This window comes from Acinetobacter sp. AOR12_HL, from assembly GCF_027855275.1.
Taxonomy (GTDB): domain Bacteria; phylum Pseudomonadota; class Gammaproteobacteria; order Pseudomonadales; family Moraxellaceae; genus Acinetobacter; species Acinetobacter baumannii.
In genome coordinates this window covers 158,031-175,330 of sequence record NZ_JAKTIJ010000020.1, presented here as the reverse complement: position 1 = coordinate 175,330, position 17,300 = coordinate 158,031, and the positions used below count along the sequence as shown (strand labels likewise).

Sequence of the window (17,300 nt, the reverse complement as noted above, 5' to 3'; positions counted from 1 at the left end):
TAGACTTTTGTGTAAATATGCATTTTTTAGTAGATTGGCAAGTTTTTTGTGTGAAATTGAAATTATAAAAACACTCACCTTTTGTTATGATGCTGCCACATGAAAAAGATAGAGATCGGCAATGACGACACTTAAAAATGATCGTTTCTTACGTGCTTTATTACGTGAGCCTGTAGATACCACTCCAATATGGATGATGCGCCAAGCAGGACGTTATTTGCCTGAATATCGGGAAACACGCTCAAAAGCTGGTGACTTTCTATCTTTATGCAAAAATACGGAATTTGCTTGTGAAGTGACTTTACAGCCTTTGCGTCGCTACGATTTAGACGCAGCAATTTTATTTTCAGATATTTTAACTATTCCAGACGCATTAGGGCTTGGACTATATTTTGAAACTGGAGAAGGTCCGAAGTTTCATAAAACGGTACGTACTGAACAAGATGTGGCTAACTTACCTAAGCTTAATGCTAAAGCCGATCTTGATTATGTCATGAACGCAGTAAGTACAATTCGCTCTGCTTTAGGTGGACAAGTTCCACTGATTGGTTTTTCGGGTAGTCCTTGGACACTGGCGACTTATATGGTTGAAGGCGGTTCAAGCAAAGAGTTCCGTTTTACCAAGCAAATGATGTATGCGCAGCCGGAAGTTTTGCATGCGTTGCTCGACCATTTAGCAGATTCAGTCATTGACTACTTAAATGCGCAAATTGATGCAGGCGCTCAGGCCATCCAGATCTTTGATAGTTGGGGTGGGGCTTTAGCACATCGTGAATATGTAGAGTTCTCTCTTAACTATATGAAAAAGATTATCGCGGGCTTACAACGTGAAAAAGATGGACGCCGTATTCCAGTGATTGTGTTCACTAAAGGTGGCGGTCAATGGTTAGAACCAATGATCACGACAGGTGCCGATGCATTAGGTCTGGACTGGACGACACCATTAAATACGGCTCGAACCACGGTGGCAGGTCGTGTTGCCCTACAAGGGAACCTTGACCCGGCTGTTTTATATGGTTCGGCAGCTTCAATTGAAAAAGCTGTAAAAGCAATGTTAGATGATGCTTACGCAAACGGTGAGAAGACCGGTTACGTTGCTAACTTAGGGCACGGTATTACCCAATGGGTAGATCCGGCGCAGCCAAAAATCTTTGTAGATACGGTACATGAATATAGTGCTAAATATCTAGGATAGTTTTTTGTGCAATATCTGTTTTTACCTCTTCAATTTATTGGCAAGGCTGTTTCGGCAGCCTTGTTTGGTATTTTGCTTCTCATTGCTTTTGCCCTAACTGCGTCGATGGGAAGCCATGAATATATGGGTTTTTATCGTTATGACTATTTACTCATCTATGCAGTGCTGATTCAGATCTGTCTTTTATATTTAAAACTTGAATCATGGGCAGAAGCCAAAGTTATTGCTTTATTTCACGTCATGGCGATGGCCATGGAAATATTCTTAACACATCCTGCGATTGCGTCATGGCAATATCCGCAGCCTGCGGTATTTAAAATTTTAACTGTGCCTTTATTTGCAGGCTTTATGTACTCTGCCGTAGGTAGTTTTTTTGCACGCTCAATACGCCTGCTGCAAGTTTCATTTGAAAAACTTCCGAGTTTTGGAAGTATGCTTTTGCTCGCATTTTTCTCATATATAAATTTTATGAGTAAATTTTTTGTACCCGATATTCGCTATATTTTATTTGCTATCAGTGTTTTTATTTTTTGGAAAACAAAACTTTATTTTCAATTAAATGAGCATAAATTTAAAATCCCGATGCTACCTGTATTGTTAACACTCGCTTTTCTGATCTGGATTGCTGAAAATATTAGTACTTTTTATAAAATCTGGCTCTATCCAAGTCAGGTAGAGGCTTGGCATATGGTGGGGTGGGGTAAACTTGGATCATGGTATTTATTATTACTTTTGAGTTTAGTGTTAGTACTTAAAATATTAGGTCATCGAGATAATCAAGGTAACTGGAATTTAAGATAAATTTTTCTTTTACACTTTTTATCATATTATTTATTTTTTAATTGCTAAATGATTGGCTTATCGCTATCTTTAATATCGTGTAATAAGAATTACACATAACAATACATAAGAAACAATCAATAATGATTTTGGAGATATACATCTATGTTAAAAAAATTAGCTTTAGCTGCTTTGTTAGCAGCTGGTTCAAGTGTTGCTATGGCTGATAACGATGTAGGTTGTGGTGTGGGTACGCAAGTATGGGCTGGCCAAAAAGGAGTGGTGCCTAAAATTCTTGCTGCAACAACAAACGGTATTTTTACTAACCAATTATTAGGTATTACTTTCGGTACTTTAGGTTGCCGTCAAGGTGGAACAGTTACAGCACAAGTTGTTACTTTCACAAATGAAAATGCAGAAGCTTTAGCGCGTGACATGGCTGTAGGCCAAGGTGAAAGCCTGAATGTACTTGCTGAGTTAATGCAAATCAAACCACAAGATAAAGACCGTTTCTTCAAAGTTTCAAAAGCAAACTTTGGTGAAATCTATTCAACAAACAACCAAAACACACTTCAAGTATTAGCATCATTACAAAACGTAATGGCTAAAGACGAAGTTTTAAAAGCTTACGTATAAGTTTGAAATTGAAAACCCTGTCATTTGGCAGGGTTTTTCTTATATTTAATGATAAAAATTGATGAGCTTAATGAAATCGGTTGTTTTAATTTTTGCCTCTTTGGCAGTGAATATTGCGTATTCAGCAGAAACGAATCCATCTATTCAAAACTACTGGTCCATTGCAGAACAAAAAAAATTAGACCAAGACATTACATGGCAAAGGCTCATGTATGCCAATAAAAACCAGAAAAGTGAGGTCACTTATGCTGGCTATTTTCTATCAGAAAATGGAAAAAATAATTTAAAAGAAGAACTGAAAGCAGACATCTCGGCATTATTTATACATACGCAAGATAACCAGTCAATTCGCTGTAAATTTCCGGCACGCAGTCAGTGGCTTATACAGCAATTAGGCATTCAAGAAAATGTATTGCCGCAAGTAAAATGTTCAGAATTTGAAAATTGGATTGGGCAGATTAAGCCTTACAAAGCGACCCTAATTTACGCCACAGATTTTATGGGTAATCCAAGCTCAATGTTTGGGCATACCTTATTGCGTCTAGATCCTAAAGATCAACAGCAGTTAAACCTCGTTTCTTATGCCGTAAACTATGCAGCAACTGTGGCAGGCAATGACAACTGGTCATATGCATGGAAAGGCTTAACAGGGCAGTATCCGGGTGAATACTCACTTATGCCTTACTATCGTAAGGTAAAAGAATATGGTGATTTTGAGAGCCGTGATTTGTGGGAATATGAGCTAAATCTATCTCCAGAAGAAACGCGGTTTTTGGTGAGTCATATTTGGGAAATGCAACATGTAAGCTTCCCTTATTACTTTGTGAGTGATAACTGTGCATATCGGTTATTGGGCTTAGTCGATTTAGTTAAACCTGAATCTCATCTACAAGAAAAGTTTAACTACGCTTCTATTCCAATGGAAACCATTAAAGCGATGCAACAACAGGGACTCACTAAAGCTCCTGTGTATCGACCTGCTTTAGAAACTCAATTATTGGCCCAAGCTCACCAGCATGGCGCATCTTTAGCTAAAGTTGCTCATCAGTTAGCAATGAAGCCAATTAAAGAGTCGTCGGAAACACTTAAATCATTTAGCCCATCAGATCAGGCCAAAATTCTTGAGATGGCTTATGATGATTTATATCTACAGTTTATTGGTCGAAAAGTTGAAGAAAGCTTTGCTCAGCCACAGCTTAGACAGCTTTTAGCACTACGAAGTCAGATTGATTTAGACAAACAGCGCCAAGAACCTAAAAGACCATCAACCGAGCCGACTCAAGGCCATAATGCACGTAATGTCTCGCTAAAACTGGGCGAGGTGCAAGGTGACAAGTTTATCGAGATAGGTCATAGGCAGGCTTATCATGACTTAATAGATCCACAGGGCGGATACCGTGCTGGTACTCAATTATTATTTTTAAATGGTAATGCACAGTGGCGAGATGATCATTTAAAACTAGAACATCTTGATCTGTTAGAAGTGAACTCTTATAACCCGATTCAACCATTTAAAACTCCGCTGACTTGGGGATTTAACTTAGGCTGGCGTCAGGAAGCGGTTCATGACGGCGTTTATAGTGATGAAAAGCAGCATGGCGTAGCGAGTTTTAATGCTCAGGTTGGTTACAGTCTTGCAGATTATGAGCGCAAACATATTTGCTATGGGCAGGTACAAACTTATGTCCAAGCGGGTTCAAATTTAGATAAAGGCTGGCGTGTGGGAGTAGGGCCGACATTAGGATGTATGAATCAGTGGTTTGAAAAATTTAATACTGTGGTACAAGTTGAGCTGCCATATTGGGAAGACCAAAACCAATGGAACTTACGGCTAAATACACAGTGGCAATATGCCATTAATAGTAATAATGCCATTCGCTTTAATTGGGATTATGAAAAACAAAATCATCTAGATTGGATGAAATCAAGCTTAGGATATGTTTGGTTCTTTTAAAGAATAAGTGCATAAAAAAGAGAAATGATATTATCCATTTCTCTTTTTGTTTTTGGCTAAAACGGTTATTTCTTTATTGCATTTAAAACTGTATACGCTGCCTTAATGCGCTCTTCATTTGGAATACGTTTATTGGTTAACATGACTAAGCCAATATTTTCTTTAGGAATAAACACCACATACGTTCCGAAACCGTTAGTTGAGCCAGTTTTATGGTACATCTTAACTGAAGGTTCTTTTGAAATAGCAGTCACTTTATTAGGTTTCATCACAATCTGTTCTGAATTACTGTCTAGTAAAGTTTGTAACATTGCCGGATAAGAAAACTCTTCCCAACCGAGTGCCTGATACATGGTATTTACTTGATAGTGACCCTGATGTGTTTCATTAATTGCCCGTTGAATATCTGCCGGATATTTCTGTGGGTTAAGGTTGGCATGAATAAAACTCAACATGTCGGGTAGTGTCGATTTGACGCCGTATGCTGGGGCATCGAGTGGGCCGGGGTTAACTCGAATCGGCTGATTTTCTTGGTTATAGCCAAAAGCATAGTTTTGCATTTGAGTCTTAGGTACATTTACATAGCTATGTTTTAAGCCAAGGGCCGGAAAAATTGTTTTTTCTAAGACTTGATCGAAAGGTTTATTCATAGACAAAGCAACAACTTTTCCAAATAAGCCAATACTTGGATTTGAATATTGTCTGTATTCACCGATTGGGTTTTTAGGTTTCCAGTCTTTGAAAAAAGTTAAAACTTGTTGGTCTGTTTGTACTTCATCTGGGAACTGCAAGGCAAGGTTACCACTTGTATACGTCGCGAGTTGAAGTAAGTTAACTTGGTTAATCGGTGTATTTTTTAGCTCTTTCCAATATTTTCCGGGTGTGTCTTTAAAAGAGATTTTTCCTTTATTTTTTGCATATCCACCTGCTGTCGCGGTAAATAATTTACTAACAGAACCTAGCTCAAAAATGGTACTGCTATTTACGGCTTTTTTATCTTGAACAGATTGAAGACCATAATACATTTCATACTTTTTATTATTTTGAATAACACCCACAGCCATACCTGGCACATCATATTTTTCTAATAACGGTTTAAAATTTTGATCTACCAGTTTTTTAATTTCTTGGTCTTTTGGTGTATTGTCCGCATAAATTGAGGTACTAAAAATAAAAAGCGGGGATAAAAGTAGACAAGAAATTTTTTTAAATCGCATGATTAGCTCATAAATTATTTAAAAAGAAAGATGCCTACTTTTATAACAAAAATCACCTAATTTAATTGTTATGTTTTATAGGATTGGATTGAAGTTTATCGCGTTCAGCTATAAAAAAAGCCCAACATTGTCGGGCTTTTATTTAGGCAGTAAAAACTATATTAGTAGCTTTCTGGTACTGCACTTAAGAATTCACGGCGCGCTTCTTTATCGGTTTTAAAATCTCCGACAAATGAAACTGTACGGGTGGTAGATTCTTGTTTACCTACACCACGCATCATCATACACATATGTGCTGAATCGATGACTACAGCGACACCGCGAGCACCAGTGACTTCTGCAACAGCTTCAGCGATTTGCTGAGTAAGGTTCTCCTGAATTTGCAAACGACGAGCAAACATCTCGGTAATACGTGCAAATTTAGATAAGCCAAGAACTTTGCCTTCTGGTAAATAGGCAACATGAACACGGCCATAGAATGGGAGAAGATGATGTTCGCAGAGCGAATAAAATTCAATATTCTTCACCAATACCATTTCATGGTTATCTGATGGGAAAACAGCATTATTGGTGACTTCTTCTAAAGTTTTACTATAGCCAGAAGTTAAATATGAAAAAGCTTTAGCCGCACGCACAGGCGTATCTTTAAGGCCGGGACGATTAAGGTCTTCACCGACGGCAGTCAGAATATTTGCGTACGATTGCTGCATTGACATAAGACGTATAAATTTACTCTATTAGACAAGCTCGGCATTGTATCAGAAACATGACCTGATGTTCATAAATCCTCGCACTATATTTATTTTGGTTTTTCTGTACGCTTGATAAAAGATGAATAAATTTCATGTTTTTTAACGTTAATAGTCAAGTGTTTGGACATGAAATGTGCGCTTAATATTGATAAGTTCTAAATGATCGCCTAATGGCATCATATTTGCACAGAAGCATTATTATAAAGCATAAGGATAAAACATGTTAGAACGTCCAATCACCTTCTTTTTCCGTGGTGGTCAGCAGCAAGTAAAAAACGTAGTACCTACAATGACGGTTTTACAATTTCTGCGAGAATATACTCAAACTGGTAAGACTAGGCAGACTGGTACAAAAGAGGGATGTGCTGAGGGCGATTGTGGTGCATGTACAGTAGTGATTGGTGAGTTGGTCAATGACAACCTGCAATTACGTAGTGTGAATGCGTGTATTCAGTTTTTACCAACTTTAGATGGTAAGGCCCTATTTACAGTAGAAGACCTTCATAGCTTATTGCCAGTACCAGATGGCACACTTCATCCGGTACAACAGGCGATGGTTGATATGCATGGTTCACAATGCGGTTTTTGTACACCCGGTTTTATCATGTCGTTATGGTCAATGTATGAAAATGAACAACAGTCTCCAAGCAAAGATAAAATCAGTGATTATCTTTCTGGAAATTTGTGTCGCTGTACAGGCTATCGCCCTATTTTAGATGCAGCACAAAAAGCTTATGACTATCCACGTGTTGTATTAGAACGTCAAAAAGTAATTGATGTATTAAAAGAGATCAAAGCATTACCTGCATTGCATTTGAATGATCAAAAGCAGCAATTTTTTGCACCCAAGACTTTGCAGGATTTTGCTACTTTACGTTTACAGTTGCCGCAAGCACGTATTGTTGCAGGTAGCACAGATGTCGGTTTGTGGGTCACAAAGCAGGGCCGTGATTTGGGCGATATGCTTTATATAGGTCAAGTTGAAGAGCTGAAAAAGATTGTAGTCACAGACCATACTTTAACGATTGGGGCAAATGTAAGTTTGAGCGATGCACTCATTAAAATTTCAGATTTTTATCCCGACTTTCAAGAATTACAGCGCCGTTTTGCTTCCATGCCGATTAAAAATGCAGGAACACTAGGTGGAAATATTGCTAATGGTTCGCCTATTGGTGATTCAATGCCGGCATTAATTACGCTAGGTACACGATTGATTTTGCGTGTAGGTAAGCAGACTCGTGAAATTGCTTTGGAAGACTTTTATTTAGACTATCAAAAAACAGCATTACGACTTGGTGAGTTTGTTGAGGCGATTGTTATTCCGCTTCGTGAAGGGCAGACACGTTTTAAATTTGCCAGCTATAAAATTGCCAAACGATTTGAGCAAGATATTTCTGCGGTATGTGCAGCTATTTCTTGTGAGTTAGATAATGATGATGTCACTCACAATGTAAGAATTGCTTTTGGTGGTATGGCAGCTATTCCCAAACGTGCAAAATATGCAGAAGCCATATTAGAAGGCCAGCAAATTACAGCAGAATTGATCGTTCAGGCGCAGCAGGCATTGTCGCAAGACTATCAGCCTTTAGATGATGGACGTGCTAGCTCGGCATATCGTTTACACGTCGCAAAAAACTGTTTACAGCGTTTTTATGTAGAAAAAATCCTGTCTCAAACACTCACTCGTGTGAATGACCTGATTGCTATGGTGGAGATCTAATATGAATCAAACCATTGACTTAAATATTTCTAAAAAATCAGCTAAAGCAGGCGACTCGATTCCACACGAAAGTGCACATTTACATGTGACGGGGCAGGCAACTTATATTGATGATTTACCCGAGCTTGAAAATACACTGCATTTGGCAGTTGGATTTTCAAGTTGTGCCAAAGGCAAAATCAGTAAGTTTGATTTGGATGCAGTACGTCAAGCTGATGGTGTCCATGCAGTTTTTTCTGCAAAAGATATTGAGGTTGAAAATAATTGGGGGCCAATTGTTAAAGATGATCCAATTTTTGCCGAGGAACAGGTTGAGTTTTATGGACAAGCCTTGTTTGTGGTTGTGGCCGAGAGTTATCAGCAAGCCCGTCAGGCAGTTCGCTTAGCAAAAATTGAGTATGTGCCCGAAACCCCAATTTTAACGATTCAAGATGCGATTAAAAAAGAATCGTGGGTGTTGCCGCCTGTTGAATTTAGCCATGGTGAAGTTGAGCAGGCATTTCAAAACGCAGCACATCAACTTTCAGGTGCTCTTGAGCTGGGTGGGCAAGAGCATTTTTATCTTGAAGGGCAAATTTCCTATGCGATTCCACAAGAAAATCAGAGCTTAAAAGTCTATTGCTCGACACAACATCCAACCGAAATGCAGTTACTGATTTGTCATGCATTAGGCATGAATATGCATCAGGTCAGCGTGGAAAGTCGCCGTATGGGTGGCGGTTTTGGTGGTAAAGAGTCACAGTCAGCGCAGTGGGCATGTATTGCCTCTTTGGCAGCACAAAAAACGGGCCGTCCGTGTAAATTACGCTTAGATCGTGATGATGACATGAGTGCTACAGGCAAACGTCACGGTTTTGCTTATGAGTGGTCTGTGGCTTTTGATGACAGTGGTGTTTTGCAAGGCTTAAAGGTACAACTGGCTTCAAACTGTGGTTTTTCGGCTGATCTTTCTGGGCCAGTGAATGAACGTGCGATTTGCCATATTGGCAATGCCTATTATCTAAATGCAGTTGAGCTACGTAACTTGCGTTGTAAAACTAATACTGTTTCCAATACGGCATATCGTGGTTTTGGTGGACCGCAAGGTATGTTTGTCATTGAAAATATTATTGATGATATTGCTCGTTATTTAGGTTGTGATCCAGTTGAAATTCGTCAGCGCAATTTCTTTGCCGAGCAGCCCGGCGCTGGACGTGACCGTATGCACTATGGGGCAGAAGTCCGTGATAATGTTGCGCCAAAATTGGTAGCCGAACTATTGCAAAGTAGTGATTACGCGAAGCGTAGACAGACTATTCATGCCTTTAATCAGAACAATGACATCATTAAGCGTGGTATTGCGTTAACACCATTAATGTTCGGTATTTCATTTAACGCCGTGCATTACAATCAGGCAGGTGCACTGGTCTATGTGTACATGGATGGCACTGTCGCGATTACACACGGTGGTACAGAAATGGGACAGGGGCTATATACCAAAGTACGGCAGGTTGCTGCACATGAGTTGGGTTTACCAATCGATAGCGTTCGTTTAATTGCAACCGATACTTCTCGTGTGCCCAATACTTCGGCAACTGCAGCATCGAGTGGCGCAGATCTAAACGGTAAAGCTGTTCAAAATGCCTGTATTAAAATTCGTGAGCGTCTGGCTAAACTTGCAGCCGAAATAAGTCAAAGTGAAGCTGACCAAGTCCAGTTTGAAGATAGTATGGTTTCAACAGCCAATGGCTATTCATGGACATTTCCTGACTTGGTTCAGCGGGCATATATGGCACGTGTACAACTATGGGACAGTGGTTTTTATAAAACGCCAGAAATTCACTATGATCAGGTCAACCATTTGGGGCGTCCATTTTTCTATTATGCCTATGGTGCAGCGGTTAGTGAGGTCGCAATAGATACCTTAACTGGGGAAATGAAAGTATTACGTGCCGACATTTTGCATGACGTCGGGCGGTCAATTAACCCTGCAATTGATATTGGACAAATTGAAGGCGGGTTTGTGCAAGGGATGGGATGGCTCACGACAGAAGAGTTGTATTGGCAGCCGCAGGGGCCACACGCAGGCCGTTTGTTTACCCATGCACCTTCAACTTACAAAATCCCGACCAGTGTGGACATTCCTCATATTTTTAATGTCAAACTGTTTAATAATCAAAACCAGGCAGACACTATCTATCGCTCTAAAGCGGTAGGTGAACCGCCATTTATGTTGGCATTATCGGTTTTCTCTGCAATTCGTCAGGCAGTACAGGCAGCTATTCCAGAAAATGCACCGCTCCTACTCAATGCTCCGGCAACTGCCGAGGAAATTTTACGTGCAATTGCTATTGGACGGGGACAAGCTTTGGCTGCTCGCCCACGGGCTAAAATGTAGAAGATTATGCAACATTTACAATGGTGGACTGATTTTGTAGCGTGGCAAGTCGATGCTCTGCCTATGGTATTGGTCACAGTGGTCCGTGCTGATGGTTCTACGCCACGAGAGGTTGGTGCAACGATGTTATTGCGGTTTAATTTGCAACAGCAATGGCAGCAGTCAGATACGATCGGTGGTGGGCATTTAGAGTTTCAGGCGATTGATATTGCTAAAGCAATGTTAAAAGAATCGGAAACTTGTGTGAGACGTATTGAACGCTTTAACCTCAGTGCTCGGCTTGGGCAGTGTTGTGGCGGAGTAATGTGGTTATTGTTTGAAAAAATATCACCCGCTGAAATTGCGTCGGATTTATCTGGGAGTTTGCAAGCATGGCGAACTGGAAAGCATATATGGCGTAATGTCTCACATCAATATGCATCCACTTGGCAAACGATGGATATGGAACAACAACCAAGTTTCGAGTTTCATTCTGGCTGCAGTGAAGAATGGCAATTTGGCCAGCAGATTCAACCAAATACCATGCAAGTGCTGATTTGTGGCGCGGGGCATGTGGGTGAAGCAATTGTCCGTTGTTTATTGCCTATTGGTGTGAGGGTGAAATGGATTGATCCGCGTGATGATATTTTCCCATCCGATTTACTGGAACAGGTGCAATGTTTAACGACTGATACCTTAGAAGCTGAGATTGAGCATTTTGACCGTTCAGGTGCAATTTTAATTTTAACTCATGATCATCAATTAGATTTGCAATTGTGTTTTACAGCCTTAAAACCTATGGCAAAACCATTTGCTTATGTTGGGATGATTGGCTCAAAAAGTAAAAGGGCTATTTTTGAAAAACGTATGCAGGTGCGAGGTTATACTTCGGAAACTTTGCAACGTTTGGTTTGCCCGATCGGGATAGAAGGGATTTCATCGAAACAACCTGCAACGATTGCCATTGCAGTAGTTGCTCAATTATTACAGGTATTTGATGTAAAAAAATGATCCTAAAGGATCATTTTTTTTGTTCGAACTTAGGATTTTTTTCTGCGCGTTTAAGCAGCACGAGAACTGCACCTGTCCCACCTTGATTTTCAGGGGCACTTACAAAGGCCAAAACATCACGATGCTGACGTAGCCATCCGTTGACATAGGTTTTTAAGACCGCTTCTGGGCCTTTACCATGCACAATTTTAATGACATTTTGATTTTCATCTTTTGCCATCTGGATGATTTGTAAAACTGCATCACGTGCTTGTTCAATGGTACAGCCGTGTAAATCTACAGCTTCAAACCAACGCATCTTGCCTGCTTTTAAGTCTTCAAAAACCTTATGTTGAAGAGTCGCAATGCGATAGCTTAACGTTGCTTGGCTTGCGACCGGATTTAAAGCAGCTTGTGTATCTGATAGCTCGGCATGTTCGGTATCACGACCACCTTCGGCAGCTGCACGTTTCGCCAGTGTTTGTGCATCAACTTTTTTGGCACGTGGGGTTTTTACATCGGCAATATTACTATTGTTGATGGGTTTAACGCCTGCAACAGCCTGCTTAAATAGATGTGTGTCTTCCAATTCTTCAGAATCAGCCTGAGATTTTTTAGACTCAGGCTGATTTGCGATTTTGCTTGAATGAGGATTGGAGATTTGCTTTTTAAATTGCTTCAATAACTTTTGTTGCTCTTTAGAAAGCGATGAATCTTTATTACTCATATATCTTCATTAAACCGTTTGAGGTTGTCCAAAAAGGGCAGTAAAAGCTTGATCTGGACGTGGTTGTTTCATAAAACTTTCGCCAACCAAGAAAGTGTGAATATCATGCTCTTGCATCATACGTACATCATCTGGTGTCGCAATACCACTTTCAGTGATCAATAAACGTGAGGCCGGAAGTAATTTTTTCAACCGAATAGTAGTATTTAAATCTACATCAAAGGTTTTTAAATTGCGGTTATTCACGCCTAATAGACATTGCTCAGAAAGCTTTAAGGCACGCTCTAACTCTTCTTCGTCATGAACTTCAACCAATACATCAAGTTGATGCTCAAATGCAGTTTTAGACATTTCTTCGAGTTGCTGGTCAGACAAACAAGCAACAATTAATAAAATACAGTCAGCATGCAAAGCACGTGCTTCAACTACATTGTACGGGTCGACCAAAAAGTCTTTACGTAAAGCAGGTAGGGTACAATGATTACGGGCAATCGCAATATTTTCATCTGCACCCTGAAAGAAATCAACATCGGTCAATACCGATAAACACGCTGCTCCAGCTTGTTCATATTGCTGAGCAATTTCGGCAGGATTAAAGTCTGCGCGAATGATTCCTTTTGATGGAGATGCTTTTTTAATTTCAGCAATCACGCCCGGACGTTTATGTTGTAAAGCATTTGCAAAGCCACGCACCGGAGTCGCTGCTTTTGCAAGCTCTTCTACGTCTTGCAAATTACGTTGTTTTAAACGCGCAGCAAGTTCCTCATGTTTACGGTCAACAATTTTACCTAAAATGGTATTTTGAATATTAATCATGAGAAGTCCTTAATCTGCCTGAGATTGTTTTAATGTTTTAGTAAATTCAGCTAAAACACTCATTTTCTCTAATGCTTGCCCGCCGTAAATAATATCTTGAGCGAATGCAACAGCCTGAGCATAAGTCTTGGTAATGCCCGCTACATAAATGCCTGCGCCTGCATTAAGCGCAATCATGTTTGCAGCTTTTTCACCGATATCAGATTTATTTTTGCTTAAAGCATCTTTAATGAGCTTTAGACTCGCCGTTGCATCTGCGACAACCAAACCATTTAATGTTTGTGACTCAATCCCGACATCTTCAGGATTAAGGGTCCATTCTGTAATTTCACCGTCTTTAAGCTCAGCAATAGTTGTCGGAGCTGCAAGACTAATTTCATCAAGACCATCTTTTGAATGGACAACCATGACATGTTCGGCACCAAGTTGTTTCATCACTTCGGCAATTGGGCGGCACAGTTCATCTGAAAACACACCAATCACAAAGCGTTTTACACCAGCTGGATTGGTCAGTGGGCCGAGTAAATTAAAAATACTTCGAATACCAAGTTCACGACGTGGGCCAGCCGCATATTTCATGGCTTTGTGGTGGTTTGGTGCAAACAAGAAACCTACACCCATTTCGCGGATACAGCGTTCGGTTTGTTGCATATCTAAATCAAGATGAATACCTGCTTGTTCAAGTAGGTCTGATGAACCTGATTTACTTGAAACGCCACGATTACCATGTTTTGCAATGGTCGCACCTGCTGCAGCAATCACAAAGCTAGATGCTGTAGAGACATTAAATAAATTTTGTCCATCACCACCAGTACCCACAATATCAACTAAATGTTTGATATCGCTCACATCGATTTTGATCGCAAATTCTCGCATGACACGTGCAGCAGCTGTCATTTCGTCAATGCTTTCACCTTTCATGCGTAAGCCCATCATTAAAGCACCAATTTGTGCTTCGGTTGCCTCACCTTGCATGATGCTGCGCATAATTTCTTCCATTTGAGGCTGAGTCAAATGAATGTTCTTGGTAATGTGGTTGAGCGCCTGTTGGATATTCATAGTCATGATTTACAGCATTAATGATTAAAATTTTTAGGTGAAGTTGATCGAGTGCGGGAGGTTCGGCCTATTGCGTTCCATGATTCACTAGCTAGGGGGCTATGTTAGCAGAAAATAACCAAAGATTTTTGCTGTTCGATAAGAGTTTTAAAAATTTTGCTCAGTTAGGGTATGGGGTTGAGTCATAAACAGAATTTATTTATTGAAAAAGGTTTTAGTTTATTGTGAGTTTTTATGATAAATAATTAACCATTTGGTATATCTTAAACATCAATATATCTAGAAAAAATGTGTATAAATCAACCAAATAAAAGTGGATATAGTAGGGCGATCTTTATTTTGTCTATTAATAAATATGTATTTAAATAACTTGAAATATGTAGGGGCTTTAAAAAATAAGCGCTCATTTATTTTTGTATTTGTTGCACTGTTTCATCCATTAAAAAGCTATGCGCAAGAAACCGTAGAGCAAACACAAAACCAAGCTAAACCAGATAAAGTAGTCCGTGTTGCAGTAACAGGATCTCGAATTTCAAAAGCACAAAAAGATGGCCCGACTAGTGTGACCGTTATTACCGCAGCCGATATTGAAAAACAAGGTTTTAGTAACGCATTTGATGCACTCAATAACCTGACGCAAAACACTGGTTTTGTGCAAGGTGCCGATTATGGAAATACTTTTACACCTGCGGCTAATGCCATTAGCTTACGAGGCTTAGGACCTAATCATACTTTAACTTTAATTAATGGACATCGGGTTGCAGACTATCCTGTACCTTATGATGGCTCTGTCAATTTCGTAAATTTAGCCAATATTCCAACTGCCATTATTGATCGTATTGAAATATTAAACGGTGGTGCCTCTGCAATTTATGGTTCAGATGCAATTGCAGGCGTGGTGAATATTATTCTGAAAAAGAAAACAGACGGTACTCAATTTAATATTAAGGCAGGTGGAACCAAAAAAGGTGGTGAAAACTTACGTTTACAATTGAGTGGCAGTAAAACTTTAGACAAGCTTAGTCTTGTTTATGGGATTGAACTCAGCGGCCGTGAACCGATATGGGCAGCCGATCGGGATTTTATGAAGAGCCGAACTCGTTTGGGAGAAAAACCAGACACGATTGTGGGCCGTAAAAATGCTGATACTGGTAAATACCTTTCTATTGGTGGATGTCAGGCCTTTAATGGTTTATTTAACGGATCAGTAAATAATATTGGACAAGCAGGGGCGGACAATTGTGCCAGTGGTTTGGCACGGCCAACTTATTGGACGGTACAAACCCAAAACCGCAGCCAAAATGGTTATCTCGGTTTAGATTATGAGTTAAATGATAAAACCCAATTATTTGCCGATTTTTTAATTGGTGCTAACCAAATTGAAAACAATACCCGTAGTCCGATATGGACTTCTTTAGCTGCAACGAGTGGTTATTTCCTAAATCAAGATTCGGGAAATTATGAAATTTGGAATCGTCGTTTTGCACCTGAAGAATTAGGTGGGGTAGAACGAATAAATAAAAAATGGAAAGAAATTTCTTCTAACTTAAATTTTGGAATTCGAGGCGATATTGGAGAGACGAGCTGGAGTTATGAAGCAGCCTATAATGGTTCCATTTATACTAGTCAGCTAAACCGCCAAGGCTTATTACGTTCGAATGTTGATGAATATTTCTTAGGTCAGCAACTTGGTACAGATGCAGATGGTATTCCTATTTATTCACCTCACTTAGATCGTTTAAGTCGACCACTAACAGCAAGTGAATTTGAAAGTATTTCGGGTACAACAAAAGAAAAAGATAAATCGTGGGCACAAAGTTTAACCTTAAGTGCGAATGGTGATGTGTTTAAGTTACCTGCGGGAACTGCCAAACTTGCAGCAGTGGCTGAAATTGGGCGTCAAGGCTTTTCGATTAAGCCAGATCAGGCAGTTGAGAATGGTGAGTTTTATAATACGAGTTCTAGTGGAGAATATAGTGGTACTCGTACACGCCAAGCACTTGGTGCCGAATTATTCTTACCTTTAGCAAAGCCCTTAAATTTAACCTTGTCCGGACGTTATGACCGTTATGCTTTGTCAGATAACAGTATTGATAAGCTAACTTTCGGTTCAGGCCTTGAGTTTAGGCCACATCCGACTTTATTGGTGCGCGGTAACTATGCAACTAGTTTTCGTGCACCAGATATGAACTATCTGTTTTTAAATAAACAAAAAGGTTATTTCGAAAAGACCACCGATTATTTACGTTGTAGCCAAACGGGACAATCTTTAGATAAATGTACCTTTAAAGATTATGCACCTGGGGCGAACTACACTTTAACCGGAAACAAAGAGCTTAAACCTGAAGAGGGTAAATCTTATGGTGCAGGTTTTGTTTGGTCGCCAACCAATAAGTTTGACATTAGCGTCGATTACTGGGATATCAAAATTGATAATCTTGTGAGAAATTTGAGTGATGACAAAATTCTACGTTTAGAAGCAGATTGTCGTTTAGGCAACCAAGATATTAACTCTGCGGCCTGTATTGATGCTTTGGCACGTGTAGAGCGTAACCCTGCAAATGCAGTTGTCGATCCAAATGTAATTAAGAATATTAATATCGTTCCGATTAATGCAGCATCAGACCATACCCGCGGGATTGATTTCACTAGCAGATGGCGCTGGAAAACAGACAGCTTTGGTAACTTTCTCTGGACGGTAAATTATAGTCGTGTACTAGAACATGAATATCAACAATCAAAAGATCACGAGAAAGATGACTATTTAAAAGATTTAAGTAGTCTGGATTGGCGTGACCGTTTTAATACCAGTCTCAGCTGGAGCTTTGGTGATTGGGCATCAACAGTATTAGTTAATCGTTATGGCAAAATTCCAAACGGCGACCAAACTGCTTACCTAAGTCCAACGTATTTGGTGAACTGGAGTGGTACTTATCAAATCTCTCCAAAAGCTTCTGCTTCAATCATTATCAATAACTTGTTTGACAAAGTGAAACGAGATGACACAGGCGGTTGGCCGTATTATCCGATAGGATCATATTCACCATTTGGCCGTCAAGGTTGGTTGGAGTTTAACTATAAATTCTAAGAATGATGTA

The 17,300-nt window shown here is 39.8% G+C and carries 13 protein-coding genes; 8 read left to right on the top strand and 5 right to left on the bottom strand.

Translation table 11 applies throughout. The annotated features are described in order from the left end of the window. Positions 1-121: 121 nt before the first annotated feature. The 4 genes from hemE to MKL36_RS09330 all read left to right on the top strand — a co-directional run bounded on the left by hemE (position 122) and on the right by MKL36_RS09330 (position 4,565). The gene (gene hemE / locus MKL36_RS09345) at positions 122-1,195 is read left to right on the top strand and encodes a uroporphyrinogen decarboxylase (protein ID WP_000209397.1); all 1,074 of its coding nucleotides are present in this window, start codon (positions 122-124) and stop codon (positions 1,193-1,195) included. Positions 1,196-1,201: 6 nt separating this feature from the next. After that, complete coding sequence (locus tag MKL36_RS09340) at positions 1,202-1,996, top strand: DUF817 family protein (RefSeq protein ID WP_001199677.1); 795 nt, start codon at positions 1,202-1,204, stop codon at positions 1,994-1,996. A 144-nt stretch (positions 1,997-2,140) separates the two neighbouring features. Then, positions 2,141-2,611, top strand: coding sequence for a DUF3015 family protein (locus MKL36_RS09335; RefSeq protein ID WP_000914200.1), 471 nt, complete (start codon positions 2,141-2,143; stop codon positions 2,609-2,611). A 70-nt stretch (positions 2,612-2,681) separates the two neighbouring features. Next, on the top strand, positions 2,682-4,565 hold the full coding sequence (locus MKL36_RS09330; RefSeq protein WP_437389647.1) for an Lnb N-terminal periplasmic domain-containing protein: 1,884 nt from the start codon (positions 2,682-2,684) through the stop codon (positions 4,563-4,565). 65 nt (positions 4,566-4,630) lie between these two features. On the opposite strand, the gene MKL36_RS09325 is transcribed toward MKL36_RS09330, so the two are convergent. Then, positions 4,631-5,782: an extended-spectrum class C beta-lactamase ADC-248 gene (locus MKL36_RS09325; RefSeq protein WP_021511005.1), complete on the bottom strand. Its 1,152-nt coding sequence runs from the start codon at positions 5,780-5,782 to the stop codon at positions 4,631-4,633. A gap of 161 nt (positions 5,783-5,943) precedes the next feature. Beyond that, positions 5,944-6,492, bottom strand: coding sequence for a GTP cyclohydrolase I FolE (gene folE, locus MKL36_RS09320; RefSeq protein ID WP_001187844.1), 549 nt, complete (start codon positions 6,490-6,492; stop codon positions 5,944-5,946). Positions 6,493-6,754: 262 nt separating this feature from the next. Between folE and xdhA the strand changes: the two genes are divergently transcribed. The 3 genes from xdhA to xdhC are packed head-to-tail and all read left to right on the top strand — an operon-like array spanning position 6,755 to position 11,621. After that, positions 6,755-8,254, top strand: a complete 1,500-nt coding sequence (gene xdhA / locus MKL36_RS09315) for a xanthine dehydrogenase small subunit (protein WP_021511004.1) — start codon at positions 6,755-6,757, stop codon at positions 8,252-8,254. Position 8,255: 1 nt separating this feature from the next. Further along, positions 8,256-10,631 carry a xanthine dehydrogenase molybdopterin binding subunit gene (xdhB, locus tag MKL36_RS09310; protein ID WP_021511003.1) on the top strand — a complete coding sequence of 792 codons (2,376 nt, stop codon included), beginning with the start codon at positions 8,256-8,258 and terminating at the stop codon, positions 10,629-10,631. 6 nt (positions 10,632-10,637) lie between these two features. Then, positions 10,638-11,621 carry a xanthine dehydrogenase accessory protein XdhC gene (gene xdhC / locus MKL36_RS09305; RefSeq protein ID WP_021511002.1) on the top strand — a complete coding sequence of 328 codons (984 nt, stop codon included), beginning with the start codon at positions 10,638-10,640 and terminating at the stop codon, positions 11,619-11,621. Positions 11,622-11,631: 10 nt separating this feature from the next. Here the strand turns inward: xdhC and MKL36_RS09300 are convergent, their stop codons facing one another. The 3 genes from MKL36_RS09300 to trpD are packed head-to-tail and all read right to left on the bottom strand — an operon-like array spanning position 11,632 to position 14,202. Then, the gene (locus tag MKL36_RS09300) at positions 11,632-12,327 is read right to left on the bottom strand and encodes a Smr/MutS family protein (protein ID WP_000066121.1); all 696 of its coding nucleotides are present in this window, start codon (positions 12,325-12,327) and stop codon (positions 11,632-11,634) included. A 9-nt stretch (positions 12,328-12,336) separates the two neighbouring features. After that, complete coding sequence (gene trpC / locus MKL36_RS09295; RefSeq protein ID WP_021511001.1) at positions 12,337-13,143, bottom strand: indole-3-glycerol phosphate synthase TrpC; 807 nt, start codon at positions 13,141-13,143, stop codon at positions 12,337-12,339. A 9-nt stretch (positions 13,144-13,152) separates the two neighbouring features. Continuing rightward, a complete protein-coding gene (gene trpD / locus MKL36_RS09290; RefSeq protein WP_001982145.1) occupies positions 13,153-14,202 on the bottom strand; it encodes an anthranilate phosphoribosyltransferase in 1,050 nt (349 codons plus the stop codon). A gap of 355 nt (positions 14,203-14,557) precedes the next feature. On the opposite strand from trpD, the gene MKL36_RS09285 reads away from it, so the two are divergent. Further along, the gene (locus MKL36_RS09285) at positions 14,558-17,290 is read left to right on the top strand and encodes a TonB-dependent receptor plug domain-containing protein (protein ID WP_021511000.1); all 2,733 of its coding nucleotides are present in this window, start codon (positions 14,558-14,560) and stop codon (positions 17,288-17,290) included. The last annotated feature ends 10 nt before the right edge of the window (positions 17,291-17,300 follow it).

Bases quoted from the DNA above. Each gene is read 5' to 3' on its own strand.
- hemE (WP_000209397.1), top strand. From the start codon at position 122: ATGACGACACTTAAAAATGATCGTTTCTTACGTGCTTTATTACGTGAG.
- MKL36_RS09335 (WP_000914200.1), top strand. From the start codon at position 2,141: ATGTTAAAAAAATTAGCTTTAGCTGCTTTGTTAGCAGCTGGTTCAAGT.
- MKL36_RS09330 (WP_437389647.1), top strand. From the start codon at position 2,682: ATGAAATCGGTTGTTTTAATTTTTGCCTCTTTGGCAGTGAATATTGCG.
- MKL36_RS09325 (WP_021511005.1), bottom strand. From the start codon at position 5,782: ATGCGATTTAAAAAAATTTCTTGTCTACTTTTATCCCCGCTTTTTATT.
- folE (WP_001187844.1), bottom strand. From the start codon at position 6,492: ATGCAGCAATCGTACGCAAATATTCTGACTGCCGTCGGTGAAGACCTT.
- xdhA (WP_021511004.1), top strand. From the start codon at position 6,755: ATGTTAGAACGTCCAATCACCTTCTTTTTCCGTGGTGGTCAGCAGCAA.
- xdhB (WP_021511003.1), top strand. From the start codon at position 8,256: ATGAATCAAACCATTGACTTAAATATTTCTAAAAAATCAGCTAAAGCA.
- xdhC (WP_021511002.1), top strand. From the start codon at position 10,638: ATGCAACATTTACAATGGTGGACTGATTTTGTAGCGTGGCAAGTCGAT.
- MKL36_RS09300 (WP_000066121.1), bottom strand. From the start codon at position 12,327: ATGAGTAATAAAGATTCATCGCTTTCTAAAGAGCAACAAAAGTTATTG.
- trpC (WP_021511001.1), bottom strand. From the start codon at position 13,143: ATGATTAATATTCAAAATACCATTTTAGGTAAAATTGTTGACCGTAAA.
- trpD (WP_001982145.1), bottom strand. From the start codon at position 14,202: ATGAATATCCAACAGGCGCTCAACCACATTACCAAGAACATTCATTTG.
- MKL36_RS09285 (WP_021511000.1), top strand. From the start codon at position 14,558: ATGTATTTAAATAACTTGAAATATGTAGGGGCTTTAAAAAATAAGCGC.